Origin of the sequence: Mycobacterium bohemicum DSM 44277 (assembly GCF_001053185.1) — a bacterium.
In the GTDB taxonomy this organism is placed as follows: domain Bacteria; phylum Actinomycetota; class Actinomycetes; order Mycobacteriales; family Mycobacteriaceae; genus Mycobacterium; species Mycobacterium bohemicum.
Genome location: NZ_CSTD01000001.1, coordinates 2,187,792 through 2,204,925, shown reverse-complemented (window position 1 = coordinate 2,204,925; position 17,134 = coordinate 2,187,792). Strand labels below are relative to the sequence as shown.

Sequence of the window (17,134 nt, the reverse complement as noted above, 5' to 3'; positions counted from 1 at the left end):
GCAGCTCGGGGAGGCGCTTCGCCCACCACTCCCGGTCCGCGTCGCGGGCCGGCTGTCCCCGGCGCTCCCCGGCCTCGACGGCCCGGCGGTATGCCGGGTAGCTGTAACCCAAGCGCGGCAGGTCCCGGCCGCGGTAGAGCGCGGCCAGATCCGCCATCAGCGTGCGGTAGCTCATCGCGTCGGCGGCCTGCATGTCCAGGTCGACGTGCAGGCGGGAGCGTTCGCCGGGCAGCAGCGTCACCGCCAGCTCGAACACCGTCCCGTCGAGCTGCTGGTGCGACTTGGCGTCGCGGATGGCGGCGAGTTGCCCTTCGACCTCCGGGTGCTCGCGCAGGTCGAGCACGCTGACGCCGAACTCGCCGCACTCGTCCGGCGTGGGGATCCGCTGCGTGCCGTCGGGCAGGAACTCGACGCGCAGCATGGGGTGCCGACTCGCCAGCGCCGTGGCCGCCGTCCGCAGGCGGTCGGGATCGATTGAGGCGCCGTCGAATTCGACGTAGAGGTGCCCGGCCACGCCGCCGCAGCGCTGATGGTCCTGGCGGCCGACCCACATCGCGTGCTGCATCGGGGCGAGGGGGAAGGGCTCGTCATCGCCGGACGAGGCGTCATCGATCACCGGGGCGTCGGCGCCCGCGACCGGCTCGCCGCCGGCCACCATCTCGGCCCAGGCCTCGATCGTCGGCGCGGCGGCCAGCGTGGCGAAATCGATGGCGAGCCCCCGTCGCCGCCAGCGACCGGCCAGCGTCATCATGCGGATGGAGTCCAGGCCCTGGCCGATCAGGTTGCCCGCCGGGTCGACGGCGTCGGCGTCGACGCCCAGCAGCTCGGCCACCTCGGCGCGGATATCCTCCGCGCACGCCGGGGCATGCACCACGACCCTCCTTGGATTAGCACAGGCTTCCCTAACTTGGGTTACCCTATCCTCGATCCCCGCCTCCCCGCTACCACACCCCGGCAAAGGAACCCGATGTCGCCCAACCCGCCCCGGCCACCACGGCACGGGATGGAGGGCTTCGTTCCGTTCCCCGCCGACCGGGCCGCCGCCTACCGGGCGGCGGGCTACTGGTCCGGACGGATGCTGGACTCGATCCTGGGCGACGCCGCCCAGTCCTGGCCCCGGCGAACCGCGGTGATCGACGCCCTCGCGGATCGCGGATTGAGCTACGCCGAACTCGACGCACGCGCCGACCGCGCGGCGGCCGGACTCCGCGATCTCGGCATCGAGCCGGGCGACCGCGTGCTGCTGCAGTTGCCGAACGGCTGCGGGTTCGCCGTGGCACTGTTCGGGCTGTTGCGGGCCGGGGCGATCCCGGTGCTGTGCCTCCCGGGCCACCGCTCCGCGGAGCTGGGGCACTTCGCCGCGGTCAGCGGGGCGGCCGCCCTGCTGATCCCGGACGCATCGAGCGGCTTCGACTACCCGGCGATGGCCCGCGACCTGCTCGCGCAGCACCCGTCGCTCCGGCACGTCATCGTCGACGGCGACCCCGGCGCGTTCACCTCGTGGGCGCAGCTGTGCGCCCGGGCCCCGGGCCAAGGACCGGCCCCCGCGGCCGACCCGGGATCGCCCGCGCTGCTGCTGGTTTCCGGCGGCACCACCGGCACCCCGAAGCTGATCCCCCGCACCCAAGACGACTACGTGTTCAACGCGAAGGCCAGCGCCGAGGTGTGCGGGCTGAGCGGCGATGACGTGTACCTGGCGATCCTGCCCGCCGGTCACAACTTCCCGCTCGCCTGTCCGGGGCTGCTCGGCGCGATGACGGTGGGCGCGACCACCGTGTTCGGCCGCGACCCCAGCCCCGAGGCCGCCTTCGCCGCCGTCGCGCGCCACGGCGTCACGGTCACCGCCCTGGTGCCGGCGCTGGCCACGCTGTGGGCGCACGCCTGCGAATGGGAGCCGGTGACACCAAAGTCGTTGCGGCTCTTGCAAGTCGGCGGGGCGCGGCTGGAGCCCCAGGACGCCCGGCTATTGCGCGCCGCGTTGACCCCGGGCGTGCAGCAGGTGTTCGGGATGGCCGAGGGCCTGCTGAACTTCACCCGGCTCGACGATCCGCCGGAAACCGTGGACCACACCCAGGGCCGGCCCCTGTGCGCGGGCGACGAGTTGCGCATCGTCGACGCCGCCGGCGACCCGGTGGCTCCGGGCGAAGAGGGCGAACTGCTGGTGCGCGGGCCCTACACCATCAACGGCTACTTTCGCGCCGGGCCGGACAACGAGCGCTGCTTCGACCCGGACGGCTTCTACCGCAGCGGCGACCTCGTCCGCCGCCGCGCCGACGGCTACCTGGTGGTCACCGGCCGCGTCAAAGACGTGATCTGCCGCGGTGGGGAAACCATCTCCGCGGCCGACCTCGAGGAACAGCTGGCCAGCCACCCGGCGATCGCATCGGCGGCCGCGGTCGCGCTGCCCGATCGGTATCTCGGCGAAAAGATCTGCGCCGCGGTCGTTTTCCGGGGCGAGCCGCTCAGCCTCGATCAGCTGAACGACTATCTCGACGGTCGGGGCGTGGCCGCACACACCCGTCCCGACATGCTGGTCGTCCTGCCCGCCCTGCCGGTCACCCCGATCGGCAAGGTCGACAAGAGGGCGATCGCCGGCGCGGTCTCCGCTAGTAACTCAGCCCGGAGAACATGACCCGGCCCGGGTCGTACTTCTGGCGCGCGGCGCTCAGTTGGGACAGGTTGGCGCCGAAGTACCGCGACGGCGGCTGGTTGGCCTCGATGTAGTTCACGTAGCCGCCGACCGAATACGGTTGCACCGCTTGGTGTGCCGTGCTGAGCCAGGCCGTTGCCGCCGACGGGGGCCCCGACGGTTCAGTGTACCACTGCACCAGGGCGGCGTGGCGCCGCCACGGGAAGGCCGTTGCCCCGGGCGCCACGGTCGCCAGCGCCCCGTCCAGCGCGTGCATGATCGTCAGCATGCGGCCGGCGCCGCGCGGAAAGGCGTCGACCGCCGACGCGATGCCCTGGGCGGCCGCCGGCGTGATGGTCGCGAAAACGTCTGAGCCGCCGACATATCCGAGCGGCGTGGGATTGAGGTTCCCGGCCAGATACCGGACCAGGTCCATGTAGTTGAAGGTGTGGTTCTCGGTTCCGGTCGGCTGGGTGCCGACCGCGGAGATGATGGCCGCGGCCGCCTTGCCGCCCGACCCGGCCGGGCATGTCGCCAGGATGCGGCAGTGCGTCCCCATCGGATCGACCGTGGCATCGGCCAGCGCCCAGCTGTTGCGGTCGGCGGTGCGCAGCCAGTTCTGCCAACCGACGAGGACCTGCGCGAACGACTGCGGCGGGAAGTTGAGGTTCACCACGTCGACGTCTGCTGTAGGGAACGTCGCGAACGTCAGCGAGGTCGTGACGCCGAAGTTGCCGCCCCCGCCGCCGCGCAGCGCCCAGAACAGGTCGGGGTTGTTGGCCGACGACGCGGTGACCGCCTGGCCGCCGGGCAGCACCACCGTCGCCGACGTCAACTGGTCGCACATCAGGCCGGCCTGCCGCGAGTGGGCACCCAACCCGCCGCCCAGGGCGTGGCCGGCGGCGCCGACCGTCGGACAGATCCCGGTCGGAATCCCGCGGCCGGCCGCGGCCAGCGCCTGGTGCAGCGGGTACAAACCGGTCGCCGGCGTCACCGTGACCTGACCGGTCGCCGCGTCGTACTTGATGTCCCCGGGCAGCTGGCGCAGATCGAGCACCATGGTGCCGTTCGCCGTGGACGCCCCCACGTAGGAGTGCCCGCCGCTGCGCGGCGCGACCTTGAGGTTGTTGGCGGAGGCGAAGGCCATCGCCTTCTGCACCTCTGCCGCCGATTTCGGCGCGACCACCGCCGCCGGCGTGGACCCGTTGTAAAGGGTGTTGAAAACCTGCTTGGCCGCGGCGAATTGGCCGTTGTCCGGCAGGATCACCGGACCGGTGATGGCGGTGGACAGGGCGCCCCATCCGGGGGTGTTGGGTACGGCGGCGGCCCGGGCGGGGCCGAACACCGCGCCGGCGGCCAGGGCCCCGGCGGCGCCCCGAAGGAACGTCTGCCGTGAGATTTCACGCGCCAACGGACGGCCCCGCCGATTGGGTCATGCCTGGGATTGTCGACCGTGAAACCGGCCGTTCCGCGCGACGCGGCGCGCGATAACCGAAACGTGCCCGAACCGTTACTCCGCGCCGGGCGCGGCCCGGGGGCGGCTTGACTGAGTGAACACTCGTGTGTGACGATTTCGTCAGTTAGTGTTCCTCGGCGCACCCGGCACGCACAAAGGAGTCGATTTGGTTCACCCGCGTCGCGGCCACGGCGCACCGACCTACGGCTCGAGCGTCTACACCACCGAAGCGATCATCGATCCCTACCCGCACTACCGGCGCCTTCGGGAACTGGGACCGGTGGTGTGGCTGTCACATCACCGGGTGTACGCGCTACCGCGATACCGCGAGTGCAAAGCCGTCCTGCGCGACGACGGCGCGTTCACGTCCACGGGCGGCGTGGCGCTCAATCCGATCAGCAACCGGCTGTCCCGGGGAACCACCCTGGCCAGCGACGGAGCCGAGCACGAGCGGCGCCGCAGACTCGTCGCCCACCGGATGCTCCCACGCGCGCTGCATGCGATCAGCGACCGAGTCGAGCGCCTGGCCGGGGAAGTCGTCGACGCGGCGCTCCGGCGCGGTGAGGTCGACGGTGCGCAACTGGCCGCCGCGCTTCCGCTGGGCGTGGTCCCCGACCTGGTGGGTTGGCCCGCCGATCGGCGTGAGCACCTATTGCATTGGGCCGGTGCGACATTCGACGTGCTGGGGCCGCTCAACGGCCGGACCGTCCACGCGGCGCCGCGCGGCCTGCACATGCTCCGCTTCGCCCGCCAGGTCGTACGGCGCCGCGACGTGATCCCCGGGAGCATGGCCGACGAACTCTTGGCCGCCGCCGACGAGGGAGCGCTCGCCGCGAAAGAATGCCCGAAGCTCATGGTCGACTACCTCGGGCCCGCGCTGGACACCACCATCGGCGCGATCAGCAACGCGCTCTACCTCTTCGCCACCCACCCCGACCAATGGGAGCTGCTCAAGGCCGACCCCGAGCGGATTTCCAACGCCATCAACGAAATCGTGCGGTACGAGTCCCCGCTGCGCGCCTTCGGCCGGCGCGTCGCGGCGGAAACCGAGATCGCCGGCATCACCCTGCCGAAGGGCTCCCAGGTACTGGTCGTCTACTCCTCGGCGAACCGGGACGAAAGCGAATGGGAAAGTCCCGAGGCCTTCGACATCGGCAGGGACGCGGGTCGCCACCTCGGCTTCGGCCAGGGCGCGCACGCGTGCGCCGGCCAGGGACTCGCGCGCCTGGAAACGGGCGCATTCCTGCGGGCCCTGATCGCCCGCGTCGACCGCCTGGAGATCACCGGGAGCCCAAAATGGGCACTCAACAACATCATTCGGCGCCATGAGCGGTTGCCGCTGCGGCTCGTCGCGGCGTAGCCGGGCCGGCTTGGACGCGGCGTAGCCGCTCACCCCGGCGGGACCGCAATCCCGCCGGCCGGAATAGGGGAGAGAAGCGGCGCGTTGGAGCCGTGCGTGGCAATCGACGACCTCTTCCGCCCGCTGACCGTCCGCTCGCTGACCGTGCCGAACCGGTTCGCCATGGCGCCGATGACCCGGCAGGCCTCCCCCGACGGAGTTCCCGGCCCCGACGTCGCCGAGTACTACCGGCGTCGCGCCGCGGGCGGCGTCGGGCTGATCATCACCGAGGGAATCCGGCTGCCCGACCCGGCCGCGGGATACCCCTACGCCATCCCGACCCTCGCCGGTGACGATGTCCTCGCGGGGTGGGCGCGTGTCCTCGACGCCGTCCACGGCGAGGGGGCCACGATCGCCGCGCAGCTGTGGCACCAGGGTGCCCAGCGCGACGATTCCGACGGCGTGGTGCCGGTCAGCCCATCGGGCGTCGACGGGCTCGGAGTCCCGAAAGGCAGAGCGCTCGGGCCCGACGAACTGCCCCGGGTCGCGGAGCTGTACGCACGCAGCGCGGCGACGGCGCGCGACATCGGCTTCGACGCCATCGAACTGCACGGCGCCCACGGCTACCTGTTGGACCAATTCCTTTGGGAGCGAACCAATCTGCGCACCGACGGCTACGGCGGATCACTGGCCGCGCGGACCCGGTTCCCGGCCGAGGTCGTCGCGGCCGTGCGCGCCGCCGTCGGCCCGGACTATCCCGTCATCTTCCGCTTCTCGCAGTGGAAGGGCACCGACTACTCGGCGTCGATCGCCGACGAACCGACTCAGCTGCAGGAAATTCTCGGAGCCTTGACAGAAGCGGGAGTCGACATGCTCCATCCCTCGACGCGTCGGCACTACGTGCCCGCCTTCCCTGACCACGACCGCGAGTTGAGCCTGGCCGGGTGGAGCAAGAAGGTCACCGGGTTGCCGGTCATCGCGGTCGGATCCGTCGGACTGGAGACGCAGTTCCGCAGCGAGAAGCGTGGCCAGGTGATTCAACCCGCACCCGTCGACCGCCTGGTCGAGCAGTTCGAGGCGGGGGAATTCGACATCGCGGCGATCGGGCGCGCTTTGCTCGCCGACCCGGCCTGGGTGAATCGACTGCGCAGCGGCGATCTGAGCGGATTCAGCGGTTACGACCCGGCGACCGCGCTGGCCGCACTCGCCTGACATCGCCCACCGGGACGCGGCGGGCACGCCGCGCCGGCGTAATCGCCGAACTGATCACCATGCTCGTGCGGTTCAGGACTCAGGCAGTGGCGACGGTCACGGCCACGCTCGCGGCGTCGATCGAATCCAACATCGAGTCGCTGGTCGGCCACATCCTCGCCGACTATCTCGAACAGTCGGCTGAACCCCAGGCGCGGCTGCGGCAGGTCACGTGAGCCTCAGCGCCCGCTGAGGGTCAGCGTCCCTTCGGTTTTGAGCACCTTGCGGGCGGTGATCTTCTCGGTTCGGCGAGCCTCGCGCTCGAGGTAGCGCTGCTTGGACTCCTCGAACTTGTCGCACGCCTCCTCGAGCTCCTTGATCAGCACGGCCAGGTCGTCGCGCATCCAGGCGGCCTCGCCGGTGAAGTCCTCGCGTTCGAAGATGCGCCACTTCCGCAGCACCGGCATCACCACCTCGTCGAGGTGGATCCGGGGGTCATAGACGCCGCCGACGGCGATGATCACGGCCTTCCGGCGGAACTCCGGCACGGTGAAGCCGGGCATCTTGAAGTTGCGCAGGATCCTGTGCACCGACTTCATGGCCTGGTTGGGCGCGATGTCCAAACCGGCGGCGCTGACGTCCCGGTAGAAAATCATGTGCAGGTTCTCGTCGTGCGAGACCCTGGCCATCAGCTGTTCGGCGATGCTGTCGTTGCTCAGCTTGCCGGTGTTGCGATGCGAGACGCGGGTGGCCAGCTCCTGGAACGAGACGTACATGACCGAGTCGAAGATGCTCTCAGCAAACATGTCGCCCTGCTGGTTCTGACCAGGGCTGAAGCCCCTCGTCATTTGCTCGAGACGAAACTTCTCCAGCTCGACGGGATCGACGGCGCGGGTGACCACCAGATAGTCCCGCAAGGCCGTGCTGTGCCGGGCCTCCTCGGCGGTCCACCGGTTCACCCACTGACCCCAGGCACCGTCCATGCTGAAGTTCATCGCGATCTCGCGGTGATACGACGGCAGGTTGTCCTCGGTCAGCAGGTTCTGCACCATCGCGACCTGCACCACATCCGGGAGCCGGCTCTGGTCGGGGTCCCAGTCCTGGCCGTCGAGCGCGTAGAAGTTCTTTCCGTCCGACCACGGAACGTAGTCGTGTGGGTTCCACTCCTTGAACATCGAGAGGTGGCGGTTGAGCAGTTGCTCGGCCACCGGCTCCAGTTCATGCAGTAGCTGCATGCTGGTCATATCCTTGGTCGCTGTCGACACGACGCCTCCCAGTTATTGTTCCTGTTAGTAACAGGCAATCTATCTGTGTCATACGGTTACATCAAGATGACACGCGGGCGAGTCACCGAAATAGGGCCGAAAGTCCCACGGCGGCCATCACCCGGAGAAGGGGCGTCTTGACGGGCTCGCGGTTATCCCCGCGCGATCAGGTACGGCGCCAGGGTGGAGAGCTTCTCGCAGGTCTCCTCGAATTCCCGCTCCGGTTGCGACCCCGCGATGATGCCGGCGCCGGCCCGCAGCCACGTCCTGCCGTCGCACTCGTAGGCCGCGCGCAACGTCAGCGCCGCGTCCAGCCCGCCGTCCGCGGAGAACATCGCGACCGCACCGGAGTACAGGCCGCGGGGCGCCTCGTCGAGGCGCAGGATGGCCTCGATGCCCGCCGCTTTCGGGATGCCGGACGCGGTGACGGCAGGGAAAAGCGCCTCCAGCGCGTCCATCCGGTCGCTCGACGCGGCCAGTCGGGCGGTGACCGTCGAGCCGAGGTGCTGCACGCTCCCCCGCTCCCGAACCGTCATGAAGTCGGTGACGGCCGCGCTGCCCGGTGCCGCGATCTCGGTGATCTCCTGCAGCGAGCTGCGCACCGAAATGGCGTGCTCGACAATCTCTTTCGAGTCGGAAAGCAGTTCGTCGCGGGCCCGGCGATCACTGGCGGCGCCGCGACCCAGCGCGCGGGTGCCCGCCAGCGGCTGGGTCACCACGGTACCGTCCGGACGCACGGCGACCACCAACTCGGGGCTGTAACCGACGGCGCGAATCCCGCCCAGCCGCAGCAGAAACGAACGCACCGGGGTGTTGTACCGGCGGCCCACCCGGTACGTGGACGGGAAGTCGAGCTCGAACGGCACGCGTACGCAGCGGGACAAGATCACCTTGTGATAGTCGCCGGCGCCGATCTCGCGGACGGCCGACGCCACCCGATCGCGGTAGCCGGACGGGTCGGCAACTACGTCGATCCCGGTGGCCTCGGGCGCGGGACGCAGGCCGTCGAGCAACGCGAGCAGCGCTTCGTGGTGGCCGCGGGGGGCGTCGATCAGCCGCACCGCCTCGCGGGTCACCACGATGCGGGTCCGCGGCCAGAACACGCGCGCCAGCGGGGTGCGCGGCGCCAACCTGTTCTTCAGCCCGTAACGGTAGAGACCGAATTCGAACGCGACCCATCCGAACACCTGCTCGGCTTCGAGCAGCAGGCGGTCGACGGCATCGCCCAATACCGGCCCCGGCCGGCCGGACCACCGTTGGCGCCGGGTGACGCCGTCGCGGGTCACGCGCAACTCGTCGCTGTCCAGCTCGACCATCGCCCGCACGCCGGTGGCCAGCACCCAATGGCCTCCGTGCTCGTAGAGCAAATACTGGTCCCCGACCCGCTCGGACAGCGCGGCGGCGAGCTCGGCCGCGAGGTCGGCCGGGGGGATACCGGCCGGGAGCGGGACCGACGGTGACGCGGAACTGGTCTCCACCCTGAGTTCGGTCACGGTTAGTAAATGTAGCCTAACCTATCTAATTGCGGTCAACCTTCCCTCCGGTGGGGAACGCCACACAGCGGGTCGCATACACCCAGTGGATTCACAGACAAGTCACAGTGCCTCTCAATCTCCGGCGCGGAGGCGGCGCGACCTGCGGCGCTTTGACCACGGCTTTCGTGAAACGAGTCCGCCGCGGCGGCCGCCCGCCGGATTACCGGGTTTGCGCGCGTTTTCCGAGTGGCGGCCCACGGACGGCGGCGTTAGGTTTCTCCACGATCATCGGGAGGTTCGTGGTAGCCCCGCTCGCGGACGGTGCTTCCCCTGATCACCGGGGTCAAAAGGGAGGCACCACATGCTGCAAGAGTTCTGGCACAACTTCACCCACAACCTCTTCAAACCGCTGCTGCTGTTCTTCTACTTCGGGTTCCTCATCCCGATCCTGAAGGTGCGCTTCGAGTTCCCGTACGTCATCTACCAGGGCCTGACCATGTACCTGCTGCTGGCGATCGGCTGGCACGGGGGTGAGGAACTCGCCAAGATCGGCGCCTCCAGCGTCGGGTCCATCGTCGGTTTCATGGTCTTGGGCTTCGTCCTGAACTTCATCATCGGCGGTATCGCCTACCTGCTGATGAGCGGGCTCACGTCGCTGCGGCGAGTCGATCGTGCGACCGTCGCCGGGTACTACGGGTCGGACTCGGCGGGAACCTTCGCCACCTGCGTGGCCGTCCTCGCCGCGACCAACATCGCGTTCAACGCCTACATGCCGGTGATGCTGGCCGTCATGGAGATCCCCGGATGCCTCGTGGCGCTGTACCTGGTCGCCCGGCTGCGGCACCGCGGGATGGACGCCGCGGGCAACATGGCCGACGAGCCCGGGTACATCGCACCGGTCAAGGCCGGCGTCGGGCCGGGCACGGCGGCGAAGCCACAACGTGGCCAGAGCCTGGAGTCCAACGAGACCGAGCGTGGCGTCGAACAAGAGCTCGAGATGTCGATGGAAAAGCTCGAGCATCCGGACTGGGAGCCGGGTCCCGGCCTGGCCCAAGCGAAGGGCAAGCGACCTCCGCTCTTCTCCCGCGAGCTGCTGCAGGAGGTTTTCCTCAACCCCGGGCTGGTGCTGCTCATCGGCGGCATCATCATCGGCCTGGTCAGCGGCCTGCAGGGGCAGAAGGTGGTCGCCGACGACGACAGATTCTTCGTGCTGGCGTTCCAGGGCGTGCTGTGCCTGTTCCTGCTCGAGATGGGCATGACGGCCTCGCGCAAGTTGAAGGACCTGCGGACCGCCGGGCCGGGATTCATCTTCTTCGGCCTGCTGGCACCCAACCTCTTCGCGCCCCTGGGGATCATCGTCGCCCACATGTACGCCTCGATCACCCACTCCGATTTCAAGCCGGGAACCTACGTGTTGTTCGCGGTCCTGTGTGGTGCGGCGTCCTACATCGCGGTGCCGGCGGTTCAGCGGCTGGCCATTCCCGAGGCGAGCCCCACGCTGCCGCTGGCCGCCTCGCTCGGCTTGACGTTCTCCTACAACGTCACCATCGGAATCCCGCTCTACATCGAGATCAACCGCCTGGTGGCGCACTGGTTCTAGCCGGTCCCCGGCACTGGGCCGGTCGATTTCCCGACCGGTTCGGCGTTGCCCGCGGCGTCATGTCGCGGGCAATCGTCGTTGTTAAGTGTTGGTAAAAGCGTTGACGGCGGCCGCCGGATCCTCAAGGTTTGGTGATGTTCGCGCACCCCGCGTGTCAATCACTCCTGCGCCGCCACCGGACGGAATGGCCGAGAAACGCCGATGATTCACGAGTTCCTGCAGAATTTCACCCACAATCTGTTCAAGCCGCTGCTGCTGTTCTTCTACTTCGGATTTCTGATCCCGATCCTCAAGGTGCGGTTCGAGTTCCCCTACGTGATCTATCAGGGGTTGACCATGTACCTGCTGGTGTCGATCGGTTGGCAGGGCGGTGAGGAGCTCGCCAAGATCAAGCCTGCCGACATCGACAACATCGCAGAGTTCGTCGTTCTCGGCATCGTCCTCAATTTTGTTTTCGGCGCGCTCACCTATGTCTTTCTGAGGTACCTCACCCCGCTGCGGCGAATCGATGGAGCCACGATCGCCGGTTACTACGGGTCTGACTCGGCGGGCACTTTTGCCACCTGTGTGGCGTTGCTGGCGAGCGTCAAGATCGCTTTCGACGCGTGGATGCCGGTCGGCCTGGCCTTCATGCAAATCCCCGGTTGCCTGGTGGCGCTGTACCTGGTCGCGCGCCTGCGGCGCAACGGGATGGACGAGGCGGGATTCATGCCGGACGAGCCCGGCTACACGGCCCCGGCGAGAGTCGGTCCGGGCGCGGCGGCCCGCCGGGCCGGGTCGGAAAGCCTCGACGACGAACACGAACGCGGGATCGAGGAGGAGACCGAGCTATCCCTGGAGAAACTGGAGCGCCCCGACTGGGAGCCCGGCCCGCGGCCGCGCCGCCAGCAGGGAAAGCGGGCATCCATCCTTTCCCGCGAGATCCTGCAGGAGGTGTTCCTCAATCCGGGCCTGGTCCTCCTCGTCGGCGGCATCGCCGTGGGTTTCATCGGCGCCGTGCAGGGACAGAAGGTCGTTCACGACCAGAACGAGCTGTTCGTCTCGGCGTTCCAGGGTGTGCTTTGCCTGTTTCTGCTGGAAATGGGCATGACCGCCTCGCGCAAATTGCGGGACGTGAGGTCCGCGGGCGCGGGGTTCATCCTCTTCGGCTTGCTGGCGCCAATCTTGTTCGGGGCCGTAGGGATTTTGGCCGCCTACTTCTTTGCCGACCTCACAGACACACACTTGCAGTCGGGCACCTACGTCTTGTTCGCCGTGCTGTGCGGGTCCGCGTCCTACATCACCGTGCCGGCCGTGCAGCGTCTGGGCATCCCCGAAGCAAGCCCGACCCTGCCGCTGGCCGCTGCGCTGGGCCTGACCTTCTCGATGATGGTCACCGTCGGGATCCCGATCTTCATCGAGTTCAACCGGGTGGTCTCGCACTGGTTCCCCGGCGTCTGACGGGTCGGTCACCCGAAGGCATCCGGTTCCACGGGTCGCGGACGCGGCTAACCCAGCAGCGTGCGCACCACCGCGTCGGCCAGCAACCGGCCGCGCGGGGTGAGCACCAACCTGTCGCCATCCGAAGCGAGTAAGCCGTCGGCGATCGCGGTCCGTGCCCGCTCGCGTTCGGCGGCATCCAGCACGTTGACCGGAAGCCCTTGGCGCAGCCTGATTTTCAGCAGCACCTCTTCGGTGTGCCGGGCGGCCGGGTCGAGCCCCTCGAAACCTTGCACCGGCAGCGCGTCGGCCGCCAGCGACTCGGCATAGGCGTTGGGGTGCTTGACATTCCACCACCGCGTCACCCCGACGTAGCCGTGCGCCCCGGGCCCGGCGCCCCACCATTGACCGCCGTTCCAGTAGCCCAGGTTGTGCCGGCACTCGCCACCGGGGCGCGACCAGTTGGACACTTCGTACCAGGTCATCCCCGCCTCGGACAGTCGGGCGTCGACCAGCTCGTAGCGGTGGGCGAGCACGTCGTCGTCGGGAGCGGCCAGCTCGCCGCGCCGGACCCGGCGCGCCAGCGCGGTCCCCTCCTCCACGACCAGGGCGTAGGCCGAGACGTGGTCGACCCCCGTCTCCACCGCCGTGTCCACCGAGCGCAGCAGGTCGTCGTCGGACTCGCCCGGCGTTCCGTAGATCAGGTCGAGGCTGACGTGCTCGAAGCCCGCCACCAGCGCCTCGCGGGCGCAGTCCGCGGACCGGTTGGGGGTGTGGATGCGGTCGAGGACGCCCAGCACCCGCGGTGACACCGATTGCATGCCGAGCGAGACTCGCGTGTATCCGGCCGCGCGCGTCGCGTCGAAGAAGTCCGGCCAGGCCGACTCGGGGTTTGCCTCGGTGGTGACCTCGGCGTCCGGCGCCAACACGAAGTGGTCGCGCACCATCTCGAGCAGCGTGACCATCCGCCTGCCGCCCAGCAGCGAGGGCGTTCCCCCGCCCACGAAAACGGTGCTCAGGGTCGGGGCCGGCAGCCGAGCGGCGGCCAGCTCCAACTCCTTCGCCAGCGCCTGCATCCAGGCATCCGGGTTGACCCCGCCCAGCTCAGCGGGGGTGTAGGTGTTGAAGTCGCAGTAGCCGCAGCGCGTGATGCAGAACGGGACGTGCAGGTACAGGCCGAACGGCTGGTCGGGGGTGGGATCGAGGGCCGGCAGCTCAACCGGGGTGGCCTCGCGGAGGGTCATGCCAAATCATCGCACGGTCGAGCAGGCTCTCAGGGCGTTGGCCCGGTTCGTCCACACATTCCGCCAGGCTCGCCGCCCGGTTTTGATCGTCATGAGGAGAACTTTGACCTGGTGGCACGGCCGCCGGCTATCCATGGCACAATGGGCGACGTGATCGCCTCCAACCGCAGTCTGCGTATCGCCCTCGTGGCGCGGCGACACATCGATCTCAAGCGCGTCTGCAGCTGTTGCTGTCTGCCTTGATCCCGTAGACCCGCCGACCTTCATTTCCAGCTGGCGCCGGATCTGCGCCGCCGAAAAAGTTATCGGTGAATTGCGCTTCCTGCCGCCCTTGACGAAAGAGAAATCCGGGAATGACCACAGCACGTCCCGCAAAGTCCCGAAGCGAGGGCCAATGGGCATTGGGGGATCGCGAGCCGCTCAACGCCAACGAAGAGATGAAGCAGGCCGGCGCCCCCCTCGACGTGCGGGAAAGAATCGAAAAGGTTTACGCCAGAGACGGATTCGACAGTATTGACAAGTCTGACCTGCGTGGCCGGTTCCGCTGGTGGGGCCTCTATACCCAGCGCGAACAAGGTTACGACGGCTCGTTCACCGGCGACGAGAACGCCGATCTGCTGGAAGCCAAGTACTTCATGATGCGGGTCCGTTGCGACGGCGGCGCGATGTCGGCCGCCGCGCTGCACGCCCTGGGGCAGATCTCCACGGAGTTCGCCCGTGACACCGCCGACATCTCCGACCGCGAGAACCTGCAGTACCACTGGATCGAGGTGGAGAACGTCCCCGAGATCTGGCGGCGGCTCGACGCGGTGGGATTGCAGACCACCGAGGCGTGTGGCGACTGCCCGCGCGTGATCCTCGGCTCCCCGCTGGCCGGAGAGTCGCTCGACGAGGTGCTGGACCCCACCTGGGCAATCGACGAGATCGTGCGCCGCTACATCGGCAAGCCCGACTTCGCCGACCTGCCCCGGAAATACAAGACCGCCATCTCCGGTTTGCAGGATGTGGTGCACGAGGTCAACGACATCGCCTTCATCGGCGTCAATCATCCCGACCACGGTCCGGGCCTGGACCTGTGGGTGGGCGGTGGTCTGTCGACCAACCCGATGCTGGCCCAGCGCCTGGGCGCCTGGGTTCCGCTGGACGAGGTGCCCGAGGTGTGGGCGGCGGTCACCTCGGTCTTCCGCGACTACGGCTACCGGCGGCTGCGGTCCAAGGCGCGCCTGAAGTTCCTGCTCAAGGACTGGGGCGTCGAGAAGTTCCGCGAGGTGGTCGAACGGGAGTACCTCAAGCGCCCGCTGATCGATGGGCCGGCACCGGAGCCCGTCAAGCACCCGATCGACCATGTCGGGGTGCAGCGGTTGAAGAACGGCCTCAATGCGGTGGGCGCCGCGCCAATCGCCGGGCGGGTGTCCGGCACCATCCTCTCGGCGGTGGCCGAGCTGGCCCAGCGGGCCGGTTCCGACCGGATCCGCTTCACCCCCTACCAGAAGCTGGTCATCCTCGACGTCCCCGATGAGAAGCTCGAGGACGTGGTCGCCGGGCTGGAAGCCGTGGGCCTGCACACCAAGCCGTCACGTTGGCGGCGTAACCTCATGGCGTGCAGCGGGATTGAGTACTGCAAGTTGTCGTTCGCCGAGACCCGGGTCAGGGCGCAGAGCCTGGTTCCCGAGCTGGAACGCCAGCTCGCCGACATCAACTCCGAGCTCGACGTGCCGATCACAGTCAATATCAACGGGTGTCCCAACTCCTGCGCACGAATTCAGATCGCGGACATCGGTTTCAAGGGTCAGATGGTCGACGACGGCCACGGTGGCTCGGTCGAGGGTTTCCAGGTACATCTTGGCGGCAGCCTGGGGCTGGACAGCGGCTTCGGCCGAAAACTGCGCCAGCACAAGGTGACCAGCGAGGAGCTGGGTGTCTACATCGAGCGGCTGGTCCGCAACTTCATCAAACACCGCAGCGAGGGCGAACGCTTCGCGCAGTGGGCTCTTCGGGCCGGGGAGGACGACTTGCGATGACTGACCATGCAACCAGGCCGACGGAGGCCGAACTGCGCGAACTCGCCGCCCGCGGCGCGGCGGAGCTGGAGGGCGCCGGCGCGTCCGACCTGCTGCGCTGGACCGACGAGAACTTCGGCGGATTCAACGGGCCGCGCGGCTGGGCGACGTGTAACTACGTGGTGGCGTCCAGCATGCAGGAGGCCGTGCTGATCGACTTGGCCGCCAAGGTGCGCCCAGGGGTGCCCGTCATGTTCCTGGACACCGGTTACCACTTCGTGGAAACCATCGGCACGCGGGACGCGGTCGAATCCGTCTACGACATCAGAGTGGTCAACATCACACCCGAGCATTCGGTGGCCGAGCAGGACCGGCTCATGGGTAAGGACCTCTTCGCGCGTAACCCGGGCGAGTGCTGCCGGTTGCGCAAGGTTGCCCCGCTGGGCAAGGCGCTGCGCGGCTACTCGGCCTGGGTGACCGGGCTACGCCGCGCCGACGCGCCGACCCGCGCCAACGCGCCTGCGATCAGCTTCGACGAGGGCTACAAGTTGGTGAAGGTCAATCCGCTTGCCTCATGGACCGACGAGGACATGCAGGCCTACATCGAAGAGAACGATGTGCTGGTCAATCCGCTTGTCTACGAAGGCTATCCGTCGATCGGCTGCGCCCCCTGCACGGCCAAGCCCGTCGACGGCGCCGATCCGCGCAGCGGACGCTGGCAGGGGCTGGCGAAAACGGAATGCGGCTTGCACGCGTCGTGACCACGCTGGTGCTGACCGCGCACGGAAGCGCGGACCCGCGATCGGCGGCCAACGCGCGTGCGGTCGCGGGTCGGGTCGCGCGAATGCGACCCGGGCTGGACGTTCGATTGGCCTTCTGCGAGTTGAACACTCCCGGATTGGGCGACGTGCTGTCTGAGGTCCGAACGGCCGTAGTAACCCCGTTGCTGCTGGCGAACGCCTACCACGCGCGCATCGACATCCCCCGCCAGATCGCCGTCGCAGGCGCCTGCCGATACGTCCGGCAGGCGCCGGTGCTCGGCGAAAGCGACCGGCTGGTGGCCGTGCTGCGACAGCGCGTGACGCAACTCGGCGTTTCGCGCGCCGACGATTCGCTCGGCGTGCTCGTGGCGGCGATCGGCTCGTCGGACGCCGCGGCGAATGCCCGCACCGCACGCGTGGCGGCGAAGCTGCTGTCGGGGACCCGATGGGCCGCCGCGACGACCGCGTTCGCCACCCGTCCCGAACCGTCGCTGGCCGAGGCCGTCGAGAATTTGCGGCGCCGAGGCGCACGACGCGTCGTGGTTGCGCCGTGGTTTCTGGCGCCGGGACTGCTGCCGGACCGCGTGCGCCGCTTCGCGGACTCCGCGGGCATCGAGATGGCCGCCCCGTTGGGCGCACACCGGCTCGTCGCCGAGACGGTGCTCAGCCGCTTTGATGAAGTGGCGGTTCAGCGCGTCGCGGCCTGAGCGGCTCACCACTTGTTGTCGTCACCGCGGCACCGAGGGTCCGTGAGG

General features: G+C 68.7%; 14 protein-coding genes and 1 pseudogene. 10 read left to right on the top strand and 5 right to left on the bottom strand.

Annotation, left to right across the window (positions count from 1 at the left end; all coding sequences use genetic code 11):
• Positions 1–874, bottom strand: an 874-nt coding sequence (locus BN971_RS09940) for a phosphopantetheine-binding protein (RefSeq protein WP_249262712.1), incomplete at its 3' end; no start/stop codon positions are given.
• Positions 875–967: 93 nt separating this feature from the next.
• Between BN971_RS09940 and BN971_RS09935 the strand changes: the two genes are divergently transcribed.
• Positions 968–2,632, top strand: coding sequence for a (2,3-dihydroxybenzoyl)adenylate synthase (locus BN971_RS09935; RefSeq protein ID WP_085182939.1), 1,665 nt, complete (start codon positions 968–970; stop codon positions 2,630–2,632).
• On the opposite strand, the gene BN971_RS09930 is transcribed toward BN971_RS09935, so the two are convergent.
• Positions 2,607–4,040: an FAD-dependent oxidoreductase gene (locus BN971_RS09930; RefSeq protein ID WP_085182940.1), complete on the bottom strand. Its 1,434-nt coding sequence runs from the start codon at positions 4,038–4,040 to the stop codon at positions 2,607–2,609. The two genes, BN971_RS09935 and BN971_RS09930, sit on opposite strands and share 26 nt — an antisense overlap.
• 211 nt (positions 4,041–4,251) lie before the next feature.
• On the opposite strand from BN971_RS09930, the gene BN971_RS09925 reads away from it, so the two are divergent.
• The 3 genes and pseudogenes from BN971_RS09925 to BN971_RS24600 all read left to right on the top strand — a co-directional run.
• Positions 4,252–5,445, top strand: coding sequence for a cytochrome P450 (locus BN971_RS09925; protein WP_085183254.1), 1,194 nt, complete (start codon positions 4,252–4,254; stop codon positions 5,443–5,445).
• Between the two features lie 96 nt (positions 5,446–5,541).
• Positions 5,542–6,636 (top strand): NADH:flavin oxidoreductase, encoded by a 1,095-nt coding sequence (locus tag BN971_RS09920; protein WP_085182941.1) that lies wholly within the window; start codon positions 5,542–5,544, stop codon positions 6,634–6,636.
• A 41-nt stretch (positions 6,637–6,677) separates the two neighbouring features.
• Positions 6,678–6,851 (top strand): annotated as a pseudogene (locus BN971_RS24600) (MerR family transcriptional regulator); the annotation flags it as partial.
• Positions 6,852–6,854: 3 nt separating this feature from the next.
• Here BN971_RS24600 and BN971_RS09915 read toward each other — a convergent pair.
• Positions 6,855–7,859 carry an acyl-ACP desaturase gene (locus BN971_RS09915; RefSeq protein ID WP_085182942.1) on the bottom strand — a complete coding sequence of 335 codons (1,005 nt, stop codon included), beginning with the start codon at positions 7,857–7,859 and terminating at the stop codon, positions 6,855–6,857.
• 173 nt (positions 7,860–8,032) lie between these two features.
• A complete protein-coding gene (locus tag BN971_RS09910; RefSeq protein ID WP_085182943.1) occupies positions 8,033–9,373 on the bottom strand; it encodes a salicylate synthase in 1,341 nt (446 codons plus the stop codon).
• Between the two features lie 343 nt (positions 9,374–9,716).
• Here BN971_RS09910 and BN971_RS09905 point away from each other — a divergent pair, with 343 nt between their 5' ends.
• Positions 9,717–10,955, top strand: coding sequence for a sodium-dependent bicarbonate transport family permease (locus BN971_RS09905; protein ID WP_085182944.1), 1,239 nt, complete (start codon positions 9,717–9,719; stop codon positions 10,953–10,955).
• Between the two features lie 201 nt (positions 10,956–11,156).
• The gene (locus BN971_RS09900) at positions 11,157–12,395 is read left to right on the top strand and encodes a sodium-dependent bicarbonate transport family permease (RefSeq protein ID WP_085182945.1); all 1,239 of its coding nucleotides are present in this window, start codon (positions 11,157–11,159) and stop codon (positions 12,393–12,395) included.
• Positions 12,396–12,442: 47 nt separating this feature from the next.
• On the opposite strand, the gene hemW is transcribed toward BN971_RS09900, so the two are convergent.
• Positions 12,443–13,618, bottom strand: coding sequence for a radical SAM family heme chaperone HemW (hemW, locus tag BN971_RS09895; protein ID WP_085182946.1), 1,176 nt, complete (start codon positions 13,616–13,618; stop codon positions 12,443–12,445).
• Positions 13,619–13,759: 141 nt separating this feature from the next.
• Between hemW and BN971_RS26620 the strand changes: the two genes are divergently transcribed.
• From BN971_RS26620 to BN971_RS09880, 4 genes are all read left to right on the top strand, one after another.
• A complete protein-coding gene (locus BN971_RS26620) occupies positions 13,760–13,861 on the top strand; it encodes an Ms4527A family Cys-rich leader peptide (RefSeq protein WP_372512105.1) in 102 nt (33 codons plus the stop codon).
• 110 nt (positions 13,862–13,971) lie between these two features.
• Positions 13,972–15,639: a nitrite/sulfite reductase gene (locus BN971_RS09890; RefSeq protein WP_085182947.1), complete on the top strand. Its 1,668-nt coding sequence runs from the start codon at positions 13,972–13,974 to the stop codon at positions 15,637–15,639.
• Complete coding sequence (locus BN971_RS09885; protein WP_085182948.1) at positions 15,636–16,379, top strand: phosphoadenylyl-sulfate reductase; 744 nt, start codon at positions 15,636–15,638, stop codon at positions 16,377–16,379. The genes BN971_RS09890 and BN971_RS09885 overlap by 4 nt, the downstream gene beginning before the upstream one ends.
• A complete protein-coding gene (locus tag BN971_RS09880; protein WP_245837055.1) occupies positions 16,358–17,086 on the top strand; it encodes a sirohydrochlorin chelatase in 729 nt (242 codons plus the stop codon). Before BN971_RS09885 ends, BN971_RS09880 begins: the two co-directional genes overlap by 22 nt.
• Positions 17,087–17,134: the final 48 nt, after the last annotated feature.